This window comes from Cellulosimicrobium sp. CpK407, assembly GCF_051844275.1.
Taxonomy (GTDB): Bacteria; Actinomycetota; Actinomycetes; order Actinomycetales; family Cellulomonadaceae; genus Cellulosimicrobium; species Cellulosimicrobium cellulans_G.
Genome location: NZ_JBGNYC010000026.1, coordinates 24,362 through 46,888 on the forward strand (window position 1 = coordinate 24,362; position 22,527 = coordinate 46,888).

Below are 22,527 nucleotides of genomic sequence, written 5' to 3' on the forward strand. Positions count from 1 at the left end.
CTCCCCTCCTACGCGAGCACGAGCTCGGTGCCGCCCGCCGCGAGGTCGGGCATCGCGACGCTCCGGACCGCCGGGTCCTCGTAGGTGTTCCAGTAGTAGGTCGACGTGCGCGAGGAGAACAGCCCCGTGTAGACGGTGATCTCGGACTCGCCCGACGCCATCACGGCGCTGCCCTCGACCATCGCGACCTGCTGCAGCGTGTGGAAGGCGCGGCTGACGTTCTGCTCCTCGCTCTCCTGCGTCGGGTAGTGGGCGTTGACGTAGGCGGCGCGGACGAACCGCGACGGCGAGTAGTAGTCCCCCGGGATGCCGCGCATGTGCGAGCCCGAGCCGAACGGGGTGAGGACCGCCCCGCCCAGCTCCGTGTCCCCGGGGAAGTCGGGCGACGCGTTGAGGTAGTTGCGCAGGTTCTCGTGGTGCCAGCCGAACCCGGGCTGGTTCGTGAGGACGTCGACGTCGTCGTGGAAGACGTGCATCCCGTCCGCCGTGTGCTCGACGACGACGGCGCGCGTCGCGTCGGCGACGATCCAGTGCAGCATCGAGCTCGGGTAGGTGTCGTCGATCGGTCGGTCGACGACCACGACGTCCTGGAGCGCGGCCTCCACCTCGTCCACCGTCGCGAACTGCGAGCACACCCACAGCGGGAGCTCGTACGCGGCGACGTTGACCGCGCCGTCGACCGGGCCGGGCGCGTACACCGCGTATCCCGGGAAGTTGAGCCCCGCGACGGCGAGGCCCGCGTCGTTGCCGCAGTCGAAGTAGAGCGGCGTCCCCTCCGCCACGATGCCCATGCCGAGCGTCGCGTGCCGGACGGCGGGCACCGCGCCGAACGGTGACCTCGGCGCGTACCCGGTGGGCGTCAGCACCACCCGTTGCCCGTACCCGCTCGTCCAGTCGAGGTTGCGTGCGAGGTAGACGCTCCCCCTGCCGTCCGAGAACCTGATGCCCGTGCACATGGCGATGCCCCCGTCGTCGTCGGTGCGGCCTCGCGCGGACGCGAGCCACCGGGCACGACACCGTGCTCCGTCCACCCAGGGTGGGCTCCCCCGGGGACGCTCGCCACCCGCGGGACGGGACCGCGCGCCGGGCGGTGGCCGGGCCGGGCTCAGTGCTGGTCGGCGGCCCGCACCCGGTCGACGGCGGAGCGCATCTTGCGCGCGTTCACGGCCAGGAGCACGTCGCGGTACTGCGCGGCGCGGTGGAGCTGGCCCTTGAGGTCGTTGGACGACGCGCGGTGGCGCAGGTCGCACGGCACCTCGACGGCGACGTACCCCTTGCGGAGCAGGTCGATCGTCATGCCGGTCTCCACGCCCCAGCCGCGCGCGAGCGGGGTCGCGGCCTCGAACGCCTCGCGCGTGAGGCAGCGCATGCCCGAGAGCGGCTGCGTCGGGGTCCACCCCGTGAGCGACTGGATCGCGCGGCGCGCGGCCCCGACGACGATCCCCCGGCCGCCGGCGCCCGGCTGCGGCGGGAGCAGCGCGATCGCGAGGTCCGCGTACCCGTCGAGCACGGGCGCGACGAGCGGCGCGGTGTTCACGGCGGTCTCGCCGAGGTCGCCGTCGATGAAGAGCAGGAGGCGCGGGGGACGGTCGGCGGCGTCGCGCATCGCGACGACGGCCGCGCCGGTCTCCATGGCCGCGGCCTTGCCGCGGTTGTGCGAGTGGCGCACCACGACGGCGCCGGCCTCGCGCGCGACGTGCTGGGTGTCGTCCTCGCTCCCGTCGTCCACGACGAGCACGAGGTCCACGTGCGGGATCGCCTTGGCCGCGCGGACCGTCGCGGCGATGCGCCGGGACTCGTCCTTCGCCGGGATGATCACGGCGACGCGCTGCCGCACCGCGCGGCCGGTCCGGCCCTCGCCGGTCGTCGGCCGGGGCGTGCGTGCCCGCGTGCCGGACGCCGAGAGGTACGTCGGCGGCGTGCTCGCCGCGCCGGCAGGAGCACTGCCCGTGTTGTTCCCCGACTCAGTCGACCGATGGTCCGCGTTCACGCCGTCCAGCCTAGTAGTGCAAAGAGTTGGCCGCAGAAGTGCCGTCGTTCCACCAGCAGATCCGCTCGGGATCTTCGCAGGACGACCGGGCTGCGTTCCCAGGTCCCCCGGATCCTACTCGACGCGACAGCCCGCCGACAGGGGCGTCGGCGGGCTGCGCGTCGGGCCGTCGACCGGCAGCGGGTGCGTCAGCGCAGGGTCACCTGGCGCGACACGATCCCCGCGCGCGCCCGGCGCTCGTTCGCGTCGAGCGGCTCCGTGACGGCGAGCGCCTCCGTGAGGAGCGCGTCGAGCTCCGCGACCGGGCCCTCGAGCTCGTCGGCCTCCGTCCCGCGCGGCAGCTCCCACACCGGGACGAGCACACCGCTCGACCGGAACGCGCCGACGAACTTGCCGCCCGCGAGGCCCGACTCGCGCCGCGCGTGCAGGCGCGAGATCGCGTCGATGAGCGCGTCCTCGGGCTCCGGACGCGCCCAGCGCAGGAACTCGCGCGACATGCGGCACCAGTACGCCGAGGGGACGGCGTCGAGCTTCACCGTGGGCACCATCGACTCGGCCGCCTGGTCGAGCGACGCGCGCAGGTCCGGCGTGACCTCCTCGGCCGGGTCGAGCCAGAACGCGAAGTCGTCGTGGACGGTGACGTCGAACGGGACGGAGAGGTCGAGGACGTCCTGCAGGCGCGGGCCGGCGTCGGGCAGCGCGCTCATCTCGATGGACGTGCCGGGCTCGGCGTCGATCGCCTCCAGCAGCGCCGCGGCGAGGTCGCGGCTCGTGTCGCCCGAGCCCGCGAGCGTCTGGACCGCGAGGAGGATCGCGCCGTCCTGGCGGTGCAGCGCGGCCCAGCCCGCGGGCAGGACGGTCACGACGGTGACGTCGCGCGCGCCGTGCTCCGCGGTCGTGCGGGCGGTCGCGGTGGCCGAGGGCACGACCTCGCGCATCGTGACCCAGTCGGTCTCGCCGGGGAGCCCCTCGAACGGGCGCAGCACGAAGTCGGGCGTGGAGTTCTTGGCCATGCGCGGCAGTCTACTGGCGCGCCGCCGGGCGGGTGCGGGGCCGCAGGCGGACGTCGGGCAGCGCGGGTGCCGGGAGCGGGCCGCCGTCGTACCCGACGACCTCGCCGTAGCGTCCGTCGCGCGCGCCCTCGGCGTACCGCGTACCGCCGTGGTTCGGCCCCTCCCCGCCGGTGACCACCAGCTGCGCCTGCCAGTCGGCGCGGGCGCGCGCGACGTCGTCGTGCGACCGGCCGACGAAGTTCCACCACATGACGATGTCCTCGCCGAACGGCTCGCCGCCCACGAGCACGACCCGCGCGGGGCCCTCCGGCCCGGCCTCGACGGTGAGCGTCGCACGGCCCGGCGCGACGTACCCGAGCGACGACGGCGGGACCACCTCGCCCTCCAGGCGCACCGTCCCGTCGTCCACGAGCAGGCCGTGCTCGAACGCCGGGTCGACGTCCAGCGTCACGCGCGCCCCGGCCGCCAGGTCCACCTGCGCCCCGACGAGGGGCGAGTACGTCGTCGCGGGCGAGCGCAGCCCCGCGCCCGCGACCCGCAGGCTCCCGAGGAAGACCTGGACCCGGGCACCGGCGACGTCCGCGACCGGCAGGTCGGCGTGGTGCTCGAACGCCGGCGGGTCGTCGAGCCGGTCGCCCGGGAGCGCGACCCAGAGCTGGACCCCGTGCAGGACCGGCGGGCGGACGCCGCGCGGCGACTCCTCCGAGTGGGAGATGCCGCGACCCGCGGTCATGAGGTTGAGCTCGCCGGGCCGGACCGTCTGGAGGGAGCCGACCGCGTCCCGGTGCAGGATCTCCCCGGCGAACAACCACGTGACGGTCTGCAGGCCGGTGTGCGGGTGCGGCGGGACCTGCATGCCGTCGGTGCCGTCGCCGATCGCGGGCAGCGGGTCCGGCCCGTAGTGGTCGAGGAAGCACCACGCCCCCACGAGCGAGCGCGCGCGCTGCGGGATCGTGCGGCGCACCCGCATCGCGCGCGTGCCCCCGAGCGGGACGTCGCGGTGCTCGAGGATCTCCACCGCGGGCGCCGCGCCGTCAGGGGCGCCCGCGGAGCAGACGCGCTCCTCGGGCCGGGTCTCGAGGTTGCTCATGGCACGAGCGTAGGCGCGGCGGACGGACCCGGCCCACCGGCCCGCGGACGGGTCTTCGCGTCGCGGGACGCCCGCGGGAGAATGGCAGCGAGGCCCCTCGGAGCAGGATTCCGAGGGGCCTCGCCGTGTCCGCGCGACCCCGGGGCGGTCGGGCCGGTGGCCCGTCGGGGCGCCGCTCGCGACGTGGCGGCCCGGCGTCCCCACGCCCGCTCCGGATGCCCCGGGCAGGCGTGCTGACGCCGATCGCGGTCGGCCTTCCGGGTCCGGTCGGAACCTGCGCCGTCGCGCGCAGCCCCGCAGCAGGGGGTCGCGGGTCGTCCACCGTTCTCCGGTCAGCCGTGCCCTGGCGTGCGCGCCGGTCGTCGTGCGCTCCTGGCGGGGCCGTCAGACCCCTGCGTGCGGAACACCGTCGTCCGTCTGCGCCCGTCCGGGCCGTTAGCACGTTTGTAGTCCTCACCCGGAGGCCCTGCAAGAGTTCCCACCGATGTCATTTGACCGGTCGCGAAGGCCACAGGTTCGTCCACAGGCGGCCCCGCACGATTCCCACGGGACCCACAACCCTGTGGACGAAATCTGTGGACAGTTCGCGCGGGCGACACGCCCGGTTCGACCACGACCCGCGCCTCGTGCGCACGCCGTCGCTCAGACCCAGAACTGCGTCGTCGGCGTCGCCGCCGGCGTGAGCCGCTCGTCGAGGTCGAGGTCCCGCACGACGAAGCCGCCGTCGTCGACGAGCGTCCCCGCGAGGCGCCCCTGGAGCATCGCCGCGAGACGGGCGACGAGCACCCGGGCGCGCGAGCGCGCGATGACGTGCAGCCCCGACGGCCGTTCGACCTCGAGCTCGTACGGGTCCTGGGGGACCCACGTGACGCGGTAGGCGTGCGGCCCGTGCTCGCGCCAGTCGAGCGCACCGAGCGCGAGCGGCACCTGCGGCACGCGCTGCGCGGCCAGCCGGACCGCGCCGTCGTACGGGGTGTCCCCCGACAGCACGTACTCCGCGAGGCCGTCCGGGCGGGGGTGGACCGCGACGACCTGCGCGTTCGGGACCGTCGTGCGCAGGACGCCGAGCGCGGCGTCGGGGCCGAGGACCTGGGCGCTGTAGAGGGTCAGGTCGACCCCCGAGGCAGGGTCGGGCGTGAGCACGGTCCGGCCGTCGGCGACGACCGCACCCCCGACGCGCCGGGCCGCCGCGACCGCCCAGCCCAGCACCTGGAGCTCGAGCCCCTGCGGCAGCCCCGCCGCGAACGCCCGCGCGAGGCCGTCGCGGTCGTCGACGAGCGGGGCCGGGGCCCCGCGCGGCGCCGAGTCGTCGACGTGCAGGGCGAACGCCTCGGCGCTCCCGCCCGCGAGGTCGAGCGCCTGCGTCTGCGGTGGCGTGAGCGGGAAGGGTCCGACGAGGCGCGCGCCCTCGGCGAGCCGGAGCTCGCCCGGCGTCACCACGCCCTCGGGCACCACGCCGCGGAACCGCGCCCCCACCATGGGCCGGGTCGCTCCCCCGCCGCCGGGCGGCGTCGTCCACGCCGCGTCGGCGAACCAGGCGCGCGCGAGGGTGTCCACGGGCGTACGAGCCGCGCCGCGGGAGCGAGGCACCGCGAGAAGGTGCGCTCCCGCGTGCGCGTCCGGCACGAGGCCGGCGACGGTGGCGTCCATGACCGGACCGTAGGGCGTCCGGAATGCCGGGATGTTACGGCCGTGTCACGACCGTGCTTCTCCTGCCGCGGCGGGGCCGGCGCCGCGCCCGGTCAGGCGCCGACGTCGTGCAGGTGGTGGACGACGTCGTGGACGAAGTACTGGCCGAGGGTGCGGACCGTGAACACCGACCCGTTCGAGCGCCGTCCGGGACGCTCCCACTGCTCCGGGACGAGCGCGTCGAACCGGCCCGCGACCCGGTCGCCCGCGATCTCGAGCTCGCGCGCCACGGTCGCCGGGTCCTGGTGCGCGTAGTCCTGCTCGACCGCCGTGGCGTCCTGGTCCCAGTTCGCGAACTGCGGGTCGTCGCCCTCGACCATCGACTGCACGCGCACGTCGAAGACGGAGAAGACGTCGCGGACGTGCGCGGCGTACTCCAGCACGGACCAGGTCGTGGCGTCGGGGCGGACGCGCACGTCCTCGCGGCCCAGCGCGCCGACGTAGCGCGGGATCGCGTCGCGCACCGCGGCCCCCACGCGGTCGGGCGACACCGCGGACGCCACGAACCCGCACTCGGGGCACGGTCGCTCCATGACCCACGTCCAGTCCTTGGTGTCCGCGGGGACGGGCGGGAAGTCCGGGTCCGGGGCGCTGGCGGGGACGCCGTCGGGCGCCGCGGTCGTGTCCATGGCGGCAGTGTGCCAGACGTCGGGGCGCGCCCGGGAGGCCCGGCTGCGGCCCGGCTGCGGCCCGGCTGCGGCCCGGTTCCGGCCCGGTTGCGGCACGGTTGCGGCCCGGAGGAGCCGATTAGCGTTCTGACACGACCTCCCTATGATGTCAGCATGCCCAAGATCATCGGAGGGTCCCTCCACGAGCACCGCGCCCAGACCCGGCAGAAGCTCTTCGCGGCGCTCTCGACCCTCATGATGGACCGCGGCTTCGACGCCATCTCGCTCGCCGACATCGCCGCCGCCGCGGGCGTCGGCCGCACCGCGGTGTACAACCACTTCCCCGACAAGGAGGCCCTGCTCCTCGGGTTCATCACCCACGAGACGGAGCAGTACGTCGGGACGCTCGAGCGGGCGCTGGAGGACGTGGACGACCCGGTCGAGCAGCTCCGCACCTACATCCGCCAGCAGGCGCAGCTCAAGCGCATCTTCCACCTGGCCCCCGGTCCGGACCTGCGCACCGTGCTGTCGCGCACGACGCGCCAGCGCCTGCGCGAGCACGCCGAGCTCGTCGAGACGATCCTGCGCCGCATCGTGGCGTCGGGCATCGAGGTCGGGGAGTTTCCCGAGCAGGACATCGACACCACCGTGCAGCTCGTCAACGCGTGCCTCTCCGGTCGGCTCGTCCCCGACGACCCGGCCGCGCGCGAGCAGGCGATCGAGGCGACCGAGGCCTTCGTGCTGCGTGCCGTCGGGGCCGACGCGACCTCACCCGCGCTCTCGCGCTGAGGCTGCGCCCGCGCACGGACACCAGCGGCCGCGCCCTCTGCTGCGCGCAGAACCGACCGGAGGGTCGGTGATGCCCCCGGCAACGGTCGCTTAGCCTCGGGGGGTGCCGACCCGCCGCCGCAGGCTCCCCGACGCCCCCGCCCGGGCGCGCGCCGGGCTCGGCGCGCCGTTCCGCAACGTCTTCACCGCGAACCTCAGCTCCAGCCTGGGTGACGGCATCGCGCGCGTCGCGTCGCCGCTGCTCGCCGCGCGCCTCACCGACGACCCGTTCCTCGTCTCCGGCATCGCCGCCGTCTCGCTCCTGCCGTGGCTGTTCTTCGCCATCCCCGCCGGGGTCCTCCTCGACCGCGTCGACCGTCGGCACGCGCTCGCGCTCGCGAACGGTGCCCGCACGCTGCTCGCCCTCGGGCTCGTCGCCCTCGCCGCGACGGGCACGCTGACGATCTGGTGGCTGTACGCCGTCGTGTTCCTCTACGGCGCGCTGGAGACCGTGTACGACGGCGCGATCCGCGCCGTGCTGCCCTCGATCGTGCGGCCCGCCGACCTGCCGCGCGCCAACTCGCGCATCGAGGCGGGCGAGATCACCGTCCAGAACTTCCTCTCGGCACCGCTCACGTCGGCGCTCTTCGCGGTCGCCGTCGTCGTGCCGCTCGGCACGGGTGCCGCCGCGTACGCCGTCGCGGGCGCGCTCGCGCTGTTCCTGCCCGCCGTCGCGGCGGGCGAGCACCGCGCCCCGGCCGACGCGGGCGCAGAGCCCGCTCCGCCCTGGTTCCGCCAGCTCGGGGACGGCTTCCGCTACCTGTGGGCGCACCCGACGCTGCGACCCCTGTGGGTCCTGTCCGTCGTCGTCGGGCTCTGCTTCTCGGCCGCGACCGCGACGACCGTGCTCTACGTCCTCGACGTGCTCGGCGTCCCGGAGGCCTGGTACGGGACGTTCCTGCTCGTCGGGGCCGGAGGGTCGCTCGTCGCGGCGGCGGTCGCGAACCCCGCCAAGGAGCGCTTCGGGACCGGGCGGACCATCGCCGTCGCGAACCTCGTGACGCCCGTGGCCCTCGTCCTCCTCGGGGTCGTGCCGCACCTGCCGGGCGGCGGCGTCGCCGTCGCGGCCGTGCTGCTCGCGGTGGGGTTCGGCGCGGTGACGGTCTGGAACGTGCTCGTCATGTCGCTGCGGCAGGCGATGATCCCCGGCCGCCTGCTCGGCCGCGTGCACGGCACGTGGCGCACGCTCCTGTGGGGCGCCATGCCGCTCGGGTCCTTCCTCGGCGGTCTCCTCGCCCGGGCGGACCTGACCACGCCGCTCGTCGTCGGCGGCGGGCTCGGCACGCTGGTCGCACTCCTGGGTTTCCGGTTCCTCGCGGGGCTCCCCGACCCGGAGGACGTCGACCAGATCCCGGACCGAGGATAGGCAAGCCTCACCTGGGTGGGTTACAGTTCCTGACGCATCGTCATGACGTCGCGTCAGGACGAGCGCCCCGACCCGACGCTACCCGCAGGAGCCACCGTGACTGCTCTCACCCAGGACCTCGACCGCACCGACGAGTCCGTGCCGCTGTCCCAGCGCCTGCGCGAGGGCACGCGCCCCGAGCACGAGCGGGCCGAGAGCTCCGGGTTCGTCGAGCGGCTCATGTCCGGGCAGCTCGACGTCTCGGCGTACGCGGACCTCGCGGCCCAGCAGTGGGCGATCTACGGCGCGCTCGAGGACGCGAGCGCCGCGATCCGCGCCGAGGCCCAGGGCTCCACGCTGGTCTTCGACGAGCTCACGCGCACCCCCGAGATCGAGAAGGACCTCACGTTCCTCGTCGGCGCCGACTGGGCCGAGCGCATCACCATCCACCCCGCGACCGAGCGCTACGTCGCGCGCCTGCGCACGGTCGGCGCGTCGCTGCCCGCCTACGCCGCGCACGCGTACACCCGCTACCTCGGCGACCTCTCCGGCGGGCAGATCATCAAGCGCATGCTGGAGCGGCACTACGGCCTCTCGGGCGACGGCCTCGCGTTCTACACGTTCGTCGAGATCCCCAAGTCCAAGCCGTTCAAGGACGTCTACCGCGAGCGCCTCGACGGCCTCGTCCTCACGCCCGAGCAGCTCGACGAGACCGTCGCCGAGGCCAAGCACGCCTTCCGCCTCAACAGCGACCTCTTCGCCGACCTGGGCGCCGCCCACCGCTGAGCCCGCCGCGACCCCGGCAGCCGGACCGGGGCTCTACCTCGCGGCGTGCAACCGGACGACGACGGACTTCGAGACCGGCGTGTTGCTCCCGTAGGCCGTGCTCTCGAGCGGGACGAGGACGTTCGCCTCCGGATAGTAGGCGGCGGCCGACCCCCGCGCCGTCGGGTAGGCGACCACGCGCTGGGCGGCGAGGACGCGGTCGGGCTCGCCGGGCCACTCGGCGTGGACGTCGACCCGGTCGCCGTCGGCGAACCCCAGCTCGGCGAGGTCGTCCGGGTGCACGAGCACGACGTCGCGGCCCCCGCGCACGCCCCGGTACCGGTCGGACAGCCCGTAGATCGTCGTGTTGAACTGGTCGTGCGAGCGCAGCGTCTGCAGGATCAGGCGACCCGGTGGGCACTCGACGGGCTCGAGCTCGTTGACCGTGATCTCGGCGCGCCCGCTCGGCGTCGTGAACGTGCGCGAGTCGCGCGGGCCGTGCGGGAGCACGAACCCCTCGGGGCGCCGCACGCCGACGTTGAACCGCTCGAACCCGGGCACGACGCGGCTGACGTGGTCGCGCACCACGTCGTAGTCGTCCCGCATCGCCGCCCAGTCGATCCCCGGCGCCCGGTCGGCGCCCGGGCCACCCCGCAGCGTCGCCTCCGCCATGCCGACGACGATCGCCACCTCGCTGCGCAGGCCCGGCGCGACGGGGTCGACCTTGCCGCGCGACGCGTGCACCGCGCACACCGAGTCCTCCACGGAGACGATCTGCGCCCCGCTCTTCTGCACGTCGACCTCGGTGCGCCCCAGCGTCGGCAGGATGAGCGCCTCGCGCCCGGTGACGACGTGCGAGCGGTTGAGCTTGGTGGAGATCTGCACCGTGAGGTCGGTGCCGCGCAGCGCCGCCTCGGCGGCCGCGGTGTCCGAGATGGCGCCGGCGAAGTTCCCCCCGAGCGCGACGAACGCGCGGATGCGCCCGTCACGCATGCGCCGGAGCGTCTCGACGGCGTCGGCGCCGTGCGCGCGCGGCGGCTCGAACGCGAACTCGCGCCCCAGCGCGTCGAGGAAGGAGTCCGGCATCTTCTCCCAGATGCCCATGGTCCGGTCGCCCTGCACGTTGGAGTGCCCGCGGATCGGCGACGCCCCGGCGCCCGGCCGACCGATGTGGCCGCGGAGCAGGAGCAGGTTGACGATCTCCTTGATCGTGTCGACGCCCTTGCGCTGCTGCGTCAGGCCCATCGCCCACGTGACGATCACGCGGTCCGCGGCGAGGTAGCGCGCCGCGAGGTCGTCGACGTCGGCCGTCGTCAGGCCCGTGGCGGCGAGCACCGCGTCCTCGTCGAGGTGCGCGAGGTGCGCGCGGAACGCGTCGAGGCCGCGGGTGTGCGCGCGCAGGAACGCGTGGTCCAGCACCGTCCCCGGGGCGGCGTCCTCGGCGTCCAGCACGCGGCGGGACACCGCCTGCAGGAGCGCCATGTCCCCGCCCGGGCGCACCTGGTACAGCCGGTCCGCGATGTCCGTGCCACGGCCGACGAGCCCGCGCACGGTCTGCGGGTTGCGGTAGCGCACGAGCCCGGCCTCGGGCAGCGGGTTCACCGACACCACGGACCCGCCCGCGCGCTTGGTCCCCTCGAGCGCGGTGAGCATGCGCGGGTGGTTGGTGCCCGGGTTCTGCCCCATGACGATGACCAGGTCGGCCCGGGCGAAGTCGTCGTAGGAGACCGTGGACTTGCCGATCCCGATGGTCTCGAGCATCGCGGTGCCGGTGGACTCGTGGCACATGTTGGAGCAGTCGGGCAGGTTGTTGGTGCCGAACGCCCGGACGAACAGCTGGTAGACGAACGCCGCCTCGTTCGATGCGCGCCCGCTCGTGTAGAAGGCGGCCTCGTCGGGGGACCCCAGCCCACGCAGCCGGTCCCCCACGATCTCGAACGCGCGCTCCCAGGTCACGGGCTCGTAGTGGTCCGAGCCCGCCGGCTTGTGCACCGGCTCGGTGAGCCGGCCCTGCTGCCCCAGCCAGTACTCGTCGCGCCCGGCGAGGTCGGTGAGGGAGTTCTCGACCCAGAACTCGCGCGGCACGGTGCGCGGCGTCGCCTCCCACGTGATCGCCTTCGCGCCGTTCTCGCAGAACTCGGCGTGGCTGCGGTGCGCCGGGTCCGGCCAGGCGCAGCTCATGCAGTCGAAGCCGTCCTTCTGGTTCGCGGACGTGAGCAGCCGCGCCGCCCGGGCGGGGCCCATCTCCCGGACCGACGCGAGGAGCGTGCGCACCACGGCCTCCGGTCCGGCCGCGTGGTCCTGGGGCGGGCCGACGCGGAGCTCGTCCCCGGGCCCGCTCATGCCGGGACCGCCGTCGGGCGCGGGACCGCGGTCGCGCCCGGGCCCGCCGCGCGGACCCGGTGCTCGCCCGCGTAGACGACCATCGAGTCGCCTCGGGCGAAGCCTGCGAGCGTGATCCCGGCCTCGACCGCGAGGTCGACGGCGAGGGTCGAGGGCGCGGAGACGGCGACCATCGCCGGGATCCCGGCCGTCGACGCCTTCTGCACGAGCTCGAACCCCGCGCGCCCGGACACGACGAGCACCGTGCCGGGCAGCGGCAGGCGGCCCCGCTGGACCGCCCACCCGACGACCTTGTCGACCGCGTTGTGCCGCCCCACGTCCTCGCGCACGACGAGCAGCTCGTCGCGCTCGACGTCCACGAGCGCGGCCGCGTGCAGCGACCCGGTCCGCGCGAAGACGACCTGGGCCGCCCGCATCCGGTCCGGGAGGCCGAGGAGCCAGGCGGGGTCGAGGTCCGGCCCGTCGTCGGACAGGGCGTGGGCGGAGCGGGTCCGCACCGCGTCGATGCTGTCCGCGCCGCACAGCCCGCACGCGCTGGTCGTGGGCAGCGCCCGCGCGAGGCCGACGGCGCGCGGCCGGGCCGCCTCGGCGAGCGTCACCTCGACCGTGTTGTCGGCCGTCGCGCACAGGCGTGCCGTGCGCACGTCGTGCGGGTGGTGCACCACGCCCTCGGCCACGAGCAGCCCGAGCGCGAGCTCGAGGTCGTGGCCCGGCGTGCGCATGGTGACGGTCAGCACCCGACCGTCGACGCGGACCTCGAGGGGCTCCTCGACCGTCAGCTGGTCCTCGCGCCTCGAGACGTGCGCGGAGTCGTGGCCGAGCGTGTAACGGGTGACGCGTCGTCGCGCCGAGTGTTGTCCCACCCCGCCTATGGTGCCAGGCCCGGCACGTGGTGACGGGGGTGACATGGACGGCGGTCGGGATTTCCTCGAAGTCAGGTTAGGCTCGTCTTACCCGGGTCTGGCGACGACCACGCCGTGTCGCGCCGCCCCAGCGCACCTGCCCCCTGGAGATCTCCCCATGCGTCACCGTGCCCGCGCCGTGCAGCGACCGAGCGACTCGTCGACCCGGGCGGCGAGCGCGCCCTCGAGCACGCGCAGGTCCCGACGCGCGGCGACGAGCCTGGCCGGGGCGGCTGCCGGCGTCGTGCTGGGGCTCGTCGCCGCGTGCGCGCCGCTCCCCTACGAGCCGCCCGCGACGCCGTCGGCGGAGGCGAGCCAGGACGCCGCGCTCGTCGAGGCGGCGCCCGCGGAGACGGCCGACGCGGCGACGGGCGCGCCGGTCTGCACGACGCTCGACGCGTCCCGCGCCGCGGGGGGCGGGACCGACGTCGACCCGGCGTCCTTCCCCACCGGGCCCACGAGCGCGACGTTCGCCGACGACGCGATCCACCCGGTCGCCGAGGCGCCCGTGCCGCAGCTCCCGGTGACCGTCGAGTCGGTCGACGGACGCCAGGTCGACATCACCGACGTGAGCCGCATCATCCCCGTCGACCTGTACGGGACGCTCGGCGAGATCGTCTACAGCCTGGGGCTGGGCGCGAACGTCGTGGGCCGCGACCTGCCGACCGGCTTCCCCGAGGCGGCGGACGTCCCCGTCGTCACGGGCGCGGGGCACGCGCTCGACGTCGAGGCGATCCTCGGGCTGAACCCCTCCGTGATCCTCACCGACGCGACGATCCTCACCGACGACGTGCGGGGGCAGCTCGAGAGCTCGGGCATCCCCGTCGTCTACTTCGACGAGGCCCGCACGCTCGACGGCGTCGACGACCGGATCCGCGCCGTCGCGACCGCGCTGGGCGTGCCCGAGCAGGGCGAGGCGCTGGTCGAGCGCACGGACCGGCAGATCTGCGCGGCCCTCGCCGCGGTCCCGCAGGACACCGGGACGCCGCGCGTCGCGTTCCTCTACCTGCGCGGGGCGAACATCAAGATGCTGTTCGGGCCCGGCTCCGGCGCCGACGACCTGATCCGCGAGATCGGCGGCGAGGACGCCGGGACCGCGATCGGCCTCACGCAGCAGTACGCGCCGGTCACGAGCGAGGCGATCATCAGCGCCGCGCCCGACGCCTACCTCGTCATGACCGACGGGCTCGAGTCCATGGGCGGGCTCGACGCGATGATGGCGATCCCCGGCCTCGCGCAGACGCCCGCGGGCGAGGCGCGGCGCGTCGTCGACATGGACGGCTCGCGCCTCCTCACGTTCGGCCCCCGCACCGGGTACACCATCGCGTCGCTCGTCGAGGCGTTCTACGGCGTGCCCGCGCCCGAGCTCCCCGCGTCGTGAGCGCGGTGACGCGCCCGCCGGGCGCCACGGAGGACGCCCCCGCGCCCGACGACGCCCCGCGCCCGGGAGGTCGATGCGCCCGGGTGGGTCCCGCCGTCGGGCAGCAGCGCCGCCGGGCCGCACGCTGGCTCATGGTCGGGCTCGGCGTCGCGCTCGCGGTGCTCACGGTCGTGTCCGGCATGACCGGCCAGGTGCCGGTGTCCCCCGCGGAGGTGCTGGGCTCGCTGGCGCACCACGTCGGGCTCGACTGGGGGCCCATGCCGTCGCACCCGCAGGGCGAGAACGCGCTGTGGGTCGTGCGGTTCCCGCGCGTCGTCCTGGCGATCGTCGTGGGCGCGGCGCTCGCGTGCTCGGGCGCACTCATGCAGGGTGTGTTCGGCAACCCGCTCGCCGAGCCGGGCGTCATCGGGGTGTCGTCGGGGGCGGCCGTGGGCGCGTGCGCGGTCATCGTCACCGCGGGCGCGCTCGTGCCGGGCACGTGGGTCGCCGCGGCGGCGTTCCTCGGCGGACTGGTCACGACGTTCGTCGTCTACGCGCTCGCGCGCGCCGGGGGGCGGACCGAGGTCGTGACGCTCGTGCTCACCGGCATCGCGGTCAACGCGTTCGCGGGCGGGATGCTCGCGTTCTTCACGTTCGTCGCCGACCCGGCCGCGCGCGAGCAGATCGTCTTCTGGCAGCTCGGGTCGCTCGGCGGCGCGACGTGGCAGTCCGTCGCGGTCGTCCTGCCGATCGCCGTCGTCGGCGTCACCGGCGCGATGCTCGTGCGGCGCAAGATGGACCTGCTCGCGCTGGGCGAGCGCGCCGCGCAGCACCTCGGGGTCGACGTCGAGCGGCTGCGGCAGATCGTCATCGTGCTCGTCGCGCTGCTCGTCTCCGCCGGGGTCGCGTTCACGGGGATCATCGCGTTCGTCGGGCTCGTCGTGCCGCACCTCGTGCGCATGGTCTGCGGGCCGAGCCACCGCACGCTCGTCCCCGCCTCCGTGCTGGGCGGCGCCGTCGTCCTGCTCGCCGCGGACCTCCTCGCGCGCAGCGCCGTCGCGAACGTCGAGCTGCCGCTCGGCATGATCACGTCGCTCGTCGGCGGGCCGTTCTTCTTCTACCTGCTGCGTCGCACGCGCTCGCGCCAGGGAGGCTGGGCATGAGCGACCTGCGCCACGAGGGCTCCTCGTTCCTCGGCTCGCTCCGCACCGCCGTCACCGGTGCCCGACGACGGTCCCGCCTCCCCGCGCCCGTCGCGCCGGGCGACGTGGTCACCGCCGCGCACGGCGTGTCCCTCACCCTGGGCGAGGCGCCGATCCTGCGCGACGTGTCGGTCGACGTCCGCGCGGGCGAGGTCCGCGCGCTGCTCGGCCCCAACGGGGCTGGGAAGTCGTCCCTGCTCGCCGTGCTCACGGGCGATCTGGTCCCCGAGGCCGGCGACGTCGTCGTCGACGGCCGACCGCTGCGCGCGTGGACGCCCACCGAGCTCGCCCTGCGCCGGTCCGTCATGCTCCAGCAGGTCTCGCTGAGCTTCCCGTTCACGGCCGTCGACGTCGTACGCATGGGCCGCTCGCCCTGGCGCGGCACCCCGTTCGAGGACGAGGACGACGCCGCGGTCGCCGAGGCCCTGGCCGCCACCGACGTCGAGCACCTCGCCGACCGGCACTTCACGTCGTTGTCCGGCGGGGAGAAGGCGCGCGTCGCGCTGTCCCGCGTGCTCGCGCAGCGCACGACGCTCCTCATGCTCGACGAGCCGACCGCCGCGCTCGACCTCAAGCACCAGGAGCTCGTGCTCCAGCTCGCCCGGGCGCACGCCGCCGCCGGCGGTGCCGTGGTCGTCGTCGTGCACGACCTCTCCCTCGCCGCCGCCTACGCCGACCAGGTCACCGTCCTCGCGGGCGGGCGCGTCGTCGCCGACGGCGGGCCGCGCGACGTCCTCACGGCCGGGCTGCTGAGCGGCGTCTACGACTACCCCGTCGAGGTCGTCGACCACCCCGGCGGCGGCGCACCGATCGTCCTTCCGCGCCGCTGAACTCGGGCGGCACGCCGCGACCGCGGGCGGGCACCGTCGACCCCTCAGCGATGGGGGCGCACGGCCGACATCTCGTCGTGACCCACGCCCGCGGCGCCGCACGTCGTTCCGCACCGCGTCCTCGCTCGGTCCGCTGCGCGCCCGACGTGCGGCGAATCGGTTCGACAACAGAAACGTCGATCGGCTCTGTACCAACAACAGAAGGGACTTGCGCGGGCGCACGTGGTCCCGCTACTGTCGAACCGGTTCGCTAAAGGAGGCGGAGTGGCCACCATCGGAGATGTCGCCCGGGTCGCGGGCGTCTCGCGCAGCACGGCGTCGTACGCGCTCTCGGGCAAGAGGGCGATCTCGGCGGACGTCCGTCGTCGCGTCGAGGACGCGGTCCGGACGCTGGGTTACACGCCCAACGCCGGCGCACGCGCGCTCGCGACGACCCGGACCATGGTCATCGGTCTGCTGGCGCAGTTCCTCCCGGACGAGTTCGCGCCCGCGATGCTCCAGTACATGCTCGGCGTCTCAGACACCGCGCGGGAGCACGGGTACGACATCCTGCTCGTGACGGACGCCGACGGGACCCGCGCGCTGCGCCGGATGACCGACTCGCGGATGGTCGACGGCGTCGTCCTGCTCAACGTCGCGGAGCACGACGACCGCCTGCCCATCCTGCGGGCGGCTCCCCAGCCCGGGGCGCTGGTCGGTCTGCCGGCCGACTGCACGGGTGTCGACGTGTTCGACCTCGACTTCGAGGAGGCCGGGCGGCTCATGGTCGACCACCTCCACCGCCTGGGGCACCGGGAGGTCGTGCTCGTCTCGCAGCCGGAGCACGTCGTCGAGCGGGGAGGCGCGTACGTGTGGCGCCTCCAGAACGCCGCGCTCGAGGCGGCGCGGGCGCGCGGGATCGTCCTCCACGCGACGTACGGGTCGTCCAGCCAGCCCGACGTCGGCCGCGAGCTGAACGCTCTTCTCGACGCGTTCCCGCAGGCGACCGGGCTGCTCATCAACAACGAGGCCGCCGCGGCCGCGCTGCCCACCGTGCTGCACGACCGCGGCCTGTCCGCGCCGCGGGACCTCTCCGTCGTCGGTCGCTACTCGGACGAGTTCGCCCGCACGTTCTCCCTGCCCTTCTCCTCGGTCGAGTCCGCACCCGACCGCCTCGGCCGCATGGCCGTGCGCCAGCTCGTGCGGCGCATCGAGGGGGAGGTCGGGGCCGACGAGCCGCACGTCGTGCGGTTCGTCACGCCCGAGCTCGTCGACCGGGGAAGCACGGGGGCTCCGCCGCGGCGAACCGGGGCTTAGCCACGAACCGTCTCGCCGACTGACGGCGAGGCGCACTCAGCAGGTCGTCGACGCCGTCGGCCGCCATCGTTCAAGGAGGAACTCGAGATGCACCACACGCGGCGCAAGCCGATCGCCCTCGTGGGGACCGTCGTCCTCACCACCGTGACCCTGGCGCTCGCCGGCGCCTGCTCGTCGGGCAGCGGCGGCGGCGGAGAGACCACGGGGAGCGCCACCACGTACACGTGGTGGGACCCGTACCCGCAGCACGACGCGTCCTCCGACTGGGAGGGACGCGTCCAGCAGTGCGGTGACGACGCCGGGGTGAAGATCCAGCGCACGGCGTACGACACGACCGCGCTCACCAACCAGGCGCTCCTGTCCGCTCAGGAGGGGACGTCCCCGGACGTCATCCTGCTCGACAACCCGGCGGTCTCCACGCTCGCCGACACGGGCATGCTGACGACGACCGAGGAGCTCGGGCTGGACACGTCGGACGTCGACGAGAACCTGCTCGCGGCCGGGGTGCTCGACGGCGACGCGTACGGCATCCCGATCGGTGCCAACACGCTCGCGCTGTACTACAACAAGGAGATCCTCGACGCCGCCGGCGTGGACCCGAGCACCATCACCGACTGGGCGTCGCTCACCGCCGCGCTGCAGGCCGTGACCGGGGCCGGCCACAAGGGCATCACGTTCGCCGGGATCGGCACCGAGGAGGGCTCGTTCCAGTTCCTCCCCTGGTTCTGGGGCGCGGGGGCAGACCTCACGCAGCTCGACTCGCCCGAGGCGGTCGAGGCCCTCACGCTCTGGAAGGACTGGCTCGACGCGGGGTACGCGCCCAACTCGGTCATCCAGAACTCCCAGAACACGGTCTGGGAGGAGTTCCTCACCGGGACCTTCGCGTTCGCGGAGAACGGCACGTGGCAGGTCAACAGCGCGGCCGAGGCCGACTTCGAGACCGGCGTGATCCAGCTCCCCGCGAAGGACGGCGGCGTCGCCCCGGCCCCCACCGGCGGGGAGTTCATCGTCGCGCCGGTCCAGAAGGACGACTCGCGCTACGACGTCACCCGCCAGATCGTCGAGTGCATGACGACGCCCGAGGGCTTCGTCGAGACGGCGAACACGTTCGCCTACTACGTCCCGCCGACGTCGGCGGGCCAGGAGCAGCTCCTCGGCGAGAAGCCGGAGCTCGAGACCTGGGTCGAGGCCGTACGCAGCGCCAAGGGCCGCACGAGCGACAACCTCGGCACCGACTACCCGAAGATCTCCGAGGCCCTGTGGACCGCGGTCCAGAACGCTCTCTCCGGTGCCGCGACGCCGCAGGACGCGCTCTCGACCGCCCAGTCCGACGCCGAGGCCGCCACGAGCTGACGTGCGGCGGACGTCGCATGTGAACGATCACAACCTGACCGAAGGGCGATCATGACCACCCTCCCGACCGCCGTCGGGACGCGCACGAGCACCGGCGGAGCGGCGGGCGACACGCCCGCCGCCCCGCCGGGGCCGCGCCGCCGACGGGGACCGCACGCCAGCCAGTGGGCAGCTCTCGGGTTCGCCGCGCCGCTGCTCGCCTACCTGGTGCTCTTCTACGCCTACCCGCTGTGGCGCAACATCGACCTCAGCCTGCACGACTACACGATCCGCGCGTTCGTGCAGGGGAACCCGAAGTTCGTCGGGTTCGAGAACTTCGCCGACGTCTTCGCGTCGTCGACGTTCCCCACGGCCCTGTGGAACACGGTGCTCTTCACCGTCGTGTCGATCGTCTTCCAGTTCGCCATCGGGCTCGCGCTCGCGGTGTTCTTCCGGTCGAGCTTCCGACTCTCCGGAACCCTGCGGGCCCTCTTCCTCGTCCCATGGCTGCTGCCGCTCATCGTGTCGTCGTCCACGTGGGCGTGGATGCTCAACAGCGACAACGGCATCGTCAACTCGGTGCTCGGCGCGTTCGGGATCGGGCAGATCAACTGGCTCACGTCCCCCGACACGGCGCTGATCGCCGTGACGATCGCGAACATCTGGCTCGGGATCCCGTTCAACCTGGTGATCCTCTACTCCGGCCTGCAGAACATCCCCGGCGAGGTCTACGAGGCCGCGTCGCTCGACGGTGCCGGGGCGTGGCGGCAGTTCCGCAGCATCACGCTCCCGCTGCTGCGCCCGGTCTCCGCGATCACGATCCTGCTCGGGCTCATCTACACCCTCAAGGTCGTCGACGTCATCTGGATCATGACGACCGGCGGGCCGGGAGACGCCTCGACCACGTTCGCGGTGTGGTCGTACCGCGAGGCGTTCGGCACCGGCCAGCCCGACTTCTCCCCCGCGGCGGCCGTCGGCAACATCCTCATCCTCGTCGCGCTCGTCTTCGGGTTCCTGCACCTGCAGCTCCAGCGCCGTCAGGAGGCGTCATGACCACGACCCGCCCCTGGTGGAAGACGGCGCTCGGCGTCTTCTTCACCGCGCTCATGCTGTTCCCCGTCTACTGGATGGTGAACGTCTCGCTCACCCGGACCAAGGACCTGCGCGCGGACCCGCCGCACTGGTTTCCCTGGGACCCGACCTTCGACGGCTACCAGGCGGTCCTCGCGCAGCAGCTGCCCGCGCTCGGGACCAGCCTGCTCGTCGGCGCCGGATGCGTCGTGCTGACCGTGCTCATCGCGGCGCCGGCCGGCTACGCGCTCGCCCTCCTCAACCTGCGGGGCGGCAGGACGCTCAACTTCCTGCTGCTCGTCGCCCAGATGATCCCCGCCGTCGTCATGGCCATGGGCTTCTACGCGATCTACGTGCGGCTGGGCCTGCTCAACACGGTCGGCGGGCTCATCATCGCCGACTCGACGATCGCCGTGCCGTTCGGGGTCCTGCTGTACACCGCGTTCATGTCCGGCATCCCGCGCGAGCTGCTCCAGGCCGCGCGCGTCGACGGCGCGGGGGCCTGGCGCACGTTCGTGTCGATCGTCGTGCCGGTGAGCCGCAACTCCACCGTGACGGTCTCGTTGTTCGCGTTCCTGTGGGCGTGGTCCGACTTCATCTTCGCCTCCACGCTCAATCGCAACGGTGACCTCATCCCCATCACGCTCGGGATCTACAACTACATCGGCAACAACACGACGCAGTGGAACGCGATCATGGCGACCGCCGTCGTCGCGTCCGTCCCCGCAGCCGTCCTGCTCGTCCTCGCGCAGCGCTACGTCGCCGCCGGGGTCACCGCCGGGGCCGTCAAGGACTGAACCGCCGCCGCATCCCGCGCGGGGGACGCACCGACCCGCCCTGCCGAAGCATGCCGAAGCTCCCACCACCGAAGGACTCCTCGTGACCGACCGTTCCACCGCGACCACGGGCGCCGCTCCGGCGCGCCTCGTCGTCGAGCCCACGCCGACGCCTCCGACCGCACGCCCCGTCGCTCCCCGCGGCCCGGGACGGCGCGGCCTGGGCGTCGGCGAGGTACGACTCACCGGAGGCTTCTGGGGCGAGCTCCAGACGACGAACGCGGCGGCGACGATCGACCACTGCCTCTCGTGGATGGAACGCCTGGGCTGGGTCGCGAACTTCGACACGGTCGCGACCGGTCGCACGAGCGGCGACAGGCCCGGGTGGCAGTTCTCCGACTCGGAGGTCTACAAGCTCCTCGAAGCCATGGCGTGGGAGCTCGCACGCTCGCCCGAGCCCGCGCTCGCCACCGCGTACGACCGGCTCGTCGAGCGCGTGGCGGCAGCGCAGGACCCGGACGGCTACCTCAACACGTGCTACGGCCACGCGGGGCAGCCGGCGCGCTGGAGCGACCTCGAGCGCGGGCACGAGCTCTACTGCGTCGGGCACCTGCTGCAGGCCGCGGTCGCGCGGGTGCGCACCGCGGGCGAGGACCTGCTGGTGCAGGTCGCGCGCCGCGCGGCGGACCAGGTGTGCCGCGAGTTCGGCGCGGACGGGCGGCCGGGGATCTGCGGGCATCCGGAGATCGAGGTCGGCCTCGCCGAGCTCGGGCGTGCCCTCGACGAACCGCGGTACACCGAGCAGGCGCGCCTGTTCGTGGAACGGCGCGGGCGCGGGACCCTCCGACCGATCCCGCTGCTGAGCCCCGCCTACTTCCAGGACGACGTCCCCGTGCGCGAGGCGGACGTGTGGCGGGGGCACGCCGTGCGCGCGCTGTACCTCGCCGCGGGTGCCGTCGACGTCGCGGTGGACACGGGCGACGACGAGCTCCTCGGGGCGGTCGTGCGGCAGTGGGAGCGCACGGTTGAGCGGCGCACCTACCTCACGGGCGGCATGGGATCACGCCACCAGGACGAGGGCTTCGGGGACGACTGGGAGCTGCCGGCCGACCGCGCGTACTGCGAGACGTGCGCGGGCATCGCCTCGGCGATGGTCTCGTGGCGGCTCTACCTCGCGACCGGGGACGTCCGCTACGCGGACCTCATGGAGCGCACGTTCTTCAACGTCCTGGCGACCTCCCCGCGCGCCGACGGCCGGGCGTTCTTCTACGCCAACCCGCTGCACCAGCGCGTCGCCGGGCAGGACGTGGCCGCGGACGCCGAGAACCCGCGCGCGGAGGGCGGGGTGCGGGCGCCGTGGTTCGACGTGTCGTGCTGCCCGACGAACGTCGCGCGCACCCTCTCGTCGTGGCAGACCTCCGTGGCGTCGGTCGACGGCGACGAGCTGTCGTTGCTGCAGCACGCCGCGTGCGACGTCGACGTCACCCTCGACGCGGGTGGCCGGTTCGCGGTGCGCGTGGCGACGCGGTACCCGGACGACGGCGTCGTGCACGTCGAGGTCGTGGAGGCTCCCGGACGCGAGGTGGCGCTGCGCCTGCGCGTGCCGTCCTGGGCGCACGGCGCGACGCTCGTCGGGCCGGACGGCGTCGAGCGGCTCGTCTCCCCCGGCTGGGCCGAGGCGCGCGCCGCGTTCCTGCCGGGGGACGTCGTCGTGCTGCACCTCCCGGTCGGGCCGCGCCTCACCTGGCCGGACCCGCGGATCGATGCGGTGCGGGGGTGCGTCGCGGTCGAGCGCGGACCTCTCGTGCTGTGCCTGGAGTCCGTCGACCTGCCCGCAGGTGTGACGGTCGACGACGTCCGGGTCGACCCCGGTGCGCCGCCCGGCGCGCAGGACGACGGCGCCGTCGTGAAGGGCTCCGTCGTCGCACGGTCCGGCGACCGGGCGGCGCTGCCGTACCCGAGCGCCCCGCCCGTCCCCGCGCGGCGCGTGGAGGTCGACTTCGTGCTCGTCCCCTACCACCGCTGGGCCGAGCGCGGTCCGTCGACCATGCGGGTCTTCCTCCCGACCCTCTAACCCGTCCGACCAC

At 74.2% G+C, this 22,527-nt stretch carries 19 protein-coding genes; 11 read left to right on the plus strand and 8 right to left on the minus strand.

Features of this window, described 5'->3' with window-relative positions; genetic code table 11:
• Positions 1 to 8 precede the first annotated feature (8 nt).
• From bsh to ABWU78_RS12615, 6 genes are all read right to left on the minus strand, one after another.
• Complete coding sequence (gene bsh / locus ABWU78_RS12590) at positions 9 to 956, minus strand: choloylglycine hydrolase (protein ID WP_439158582.1); 948 nt, start codon at positions 954 to 956, stop codon at positions 9 to 11.
• A 149-nt stretch (positions 957 to 1,105) separates the two neighbouring features.
• Complete coding sequence (locus ABWU78_RS12595; protein ID WP_374614856.1) at positions 1,106 to 1,990, minus strand: glycosyltransferase family 2 protein; 885 nt, start codon at positions 1,988 to 1,990, stop codon at positions 1,106 to 1,108.
• A 188-nt stretch (positions 1,991 to 2,178) separates the two neighbouring features.
• Complete coding sequence (locus ABWU78_RS12600; protein ID WP_439158583.1) at positions 2,179 to 3,003, minus strand: DUF5926 family protein; 825 nt, start codon at positions 3,001 to 3,003, stop codon at positions 2,179 to 2,181.
• A 10-nt stretch (positions 3,004 to 3,013) separates the two neighbouring features.
• A complete protein-coding gene (locus ABWU78_RS12605; RefSeq protein ID WP_439158584.1) occupies positions 3,014 to 4,093 on the minus strand; it encodes a pirin family protein in 1,080 nt (359 codons plus the stop codon).
• A gap of 642 nt (positions 4,094 to 4,735) precedes the next feature.
• Positions 4,736 to 5,743, minus strand: a complete 1,008-nt coding sequence (locus ABWU78_RS12610; RefSeq protein WP_439158585.1) for a hypothetical protein — start codon at positions 5,741 to 5,743, stop codon at positions 4,736 to 4,738.
• A 92-nt stretch (positions 5,744 to 5,835) separates the two neighbouring features.
• Entirely contained in the window at positions 5,836 to 6,411 is a 576-nt protein-coding gene (locus ABWU78_RS12615; protein WP_439158586.1) for a DinB family protein, read from the minus strand.
• A 153-nt stretch (positions 6,412 to 6,564) separates the two neighbouring features.
• On the opposite strand from ABWU78_RS12615, the gene ABWU78_RS12620 reads away from it, so the two are divergent.
• The 3 genes from ABWU78_RS12620 (at position 6,565) to ABWU78_RS12630 (ending at position 9,349) form a co-directional block, all read left to right on the plus strand.
• Positions 6,565 to 7,179, plus strand: a complete 615-nt coding sequence (locus ABWU78_RS12620) for a TetR/AcrR family transcriptional regulator (protein ID WP_253052306.1) — start codon at positions 6,565 to 6,567, stop codon at positions 7,177 to 7,179.
• Between the two features lie 103 nt (positions 7,180 to 7,282).
• Positions 7,283 to 8,584, plus strand: coding sequence for an MFS transporter (locus tag ABWU78_RS12625; RefSeq protein ID WP_439158587.1), 1,302 nt, complete (start codon positions 7,283 to 7,285; stop codon positions 8,582 to 8,584).
• A gap of 96 nt (positions 8,585 to 8,680) precedes the next feature.
• Positions 8,681 to 9,349 carry a heme oxygenase (biliverdin-producing) gene (locus tag ABWU78_RS12630; RefSeq protein ID WP_439158588.1) on the plus strand — a complete coding sequence of 223 codons (669 nt, stop codon included), beginning with the start codon at positions 8,681 to 8,683 and terminating at the stop codon, positions 9,347 to 9,349.
• A gap of 33 nt (positions 9,350 to 9,382) precedes the next feature.
• Here ABWU78_RS12630 and ABWU78_RS12635 read toward each other — a convergent pair whose 3' ends face one another.
• Positions 9,383 to 11,671, minus strand: coding sequence for an FdhF/YdeP family oxidoreductase (locus ABWU78_RS12635; RefSeq protein ID WP_439158589.1), 2,289 nt, complete (start codon positions 11,669 to 11,671; stop codon positions 9,383 to 9,385).
• Positions 11,668 to 12,534, minus strand: a complete 867-nt coding sequence (gene fdhD / locus ABWU78_RS12640) for a formate dehydrogenase accessory sulfurtransferase FdhD (protein WP_439158590.1) — start codon at positions 12,532 to 12,534, stop codon at positions 11,668 to 11,670. The genes ABWU78_RS12635 and fdhD overlap by 4 nt, the downstream gene beginning before the upstream one ends.
• 178 nt (positions 12,535 to 12,712) lie before the next feature.
• On the opposite strand from fdhD, the gene ABWU78_RS12645 reads away from it, so the two are divergent.
• From ABWU78_RS12645 to ABWU78_RS12680, 8 genes are all read left to right on the plus strand, one after another.
• A complete protein-coding gene (locus ABWU78_RS12645) occupies positions 12,713 to 13,954 on the plus strand; it encodes a heme/hemin ABC transporter substrate-binding protein (RefSeq protein ID WP_439158591.1) in 1,242 nt (413 codons plus the stop codon).
• Between the two features lie 131 nt (positions 13,955 to 14,085).
• Entirely contained in the window at positions 14,086 to 15,096 is a 1,011-nt protein-coding gene (locus tag ABWU78_RS12650) for a FecCD family ABC transporter permease (RefSeq protein WP_439158609.1), read from the plus strand.
• Positions 15,093 to 15,965, plus strand: coding sequence for a heme ABC transporter ATP-binding protein (locus tag ABWU78_RS12655; protein ID WP_439158592.1), 873 nt, complete (start codon positions 15,093 to 15,095; stop codon positions 15,963 to 15,965). Before ABWU78_RS12650 ends, ABWU78_RS12655 begins: the two co-directional genes overlap by 4 nt.
• A gap of 264 nt (positions 15,966 to 16,229) precedes the next feature.
• On the plus strand, positions 16,230 to 17,261 hold the full coding sequence (locus ABWU78_RS12660) for a LacI family DNA-binding transcriptional regulator (protein WP_439158593.1): 1,032 nt from the start codon (positions 16,230 to 16,232) through the stop codon (positions 17,259 to 17,261).
• Positions 17,262 to 17,348: 87 nt separating this feature from the next.
• Positions 17,349 to 18,614, plus strand: a complete 1,266-nt coding sequence (locus tag ABWU78_RS12665; protein ID WP_439158594.1) for a sugar ABC transporter substrate-binding protein — start codon at positions 17,349 to 17,351, stop codon at positions 18,612 to 18,614.
• 51 nt (positions 18,615 to 18,665) lie between these two features.
• Positions 18,666 to 19,646: a carbohydrate ABC transporter permease gene (locus ABWU78_RS12670; protein WP_439158595.1), complete on the plus strand. Its 981-nt coding sequence runs from the start codon at positions 18,666 to 18,668 to the stop codon at positions 19,644 to 19,646.
• Positions 19,643 to 20,461 (plus strand): carbohydrate ABC transporter permease, encoded by an 819-nt coding sequence (locus ABWU78_RS12675; protein ID WP_439158596.1) that lies wholly within the window; start codon positions 19,643 to 19,645, stop codon positions 20,459 to 20,461. Before ABWU78_RS12670 ends, ABWU78_RS12675 begins: the two co-directional genes overlap by 4 nt.
• Positions 20,462 to 20,543: 82 nt before the next feature.
• The gene (locus tag ABWU78_RS12680; RefSeq protein ID WP_439158597.1) at positions 20,544 to 22,514 is read left to right on the plus strand and encodes a glycoside hydrolase family 127 protein; all 1,971 of its coding nucleotides are present in this window, start codon (positions 20,544 to 20,546) and stop codon (positions 22,512 to 22,514) included.
• The last annotated feature ends 13 nt before the right edge of the window (positions 22,515 to 22,527 follow it).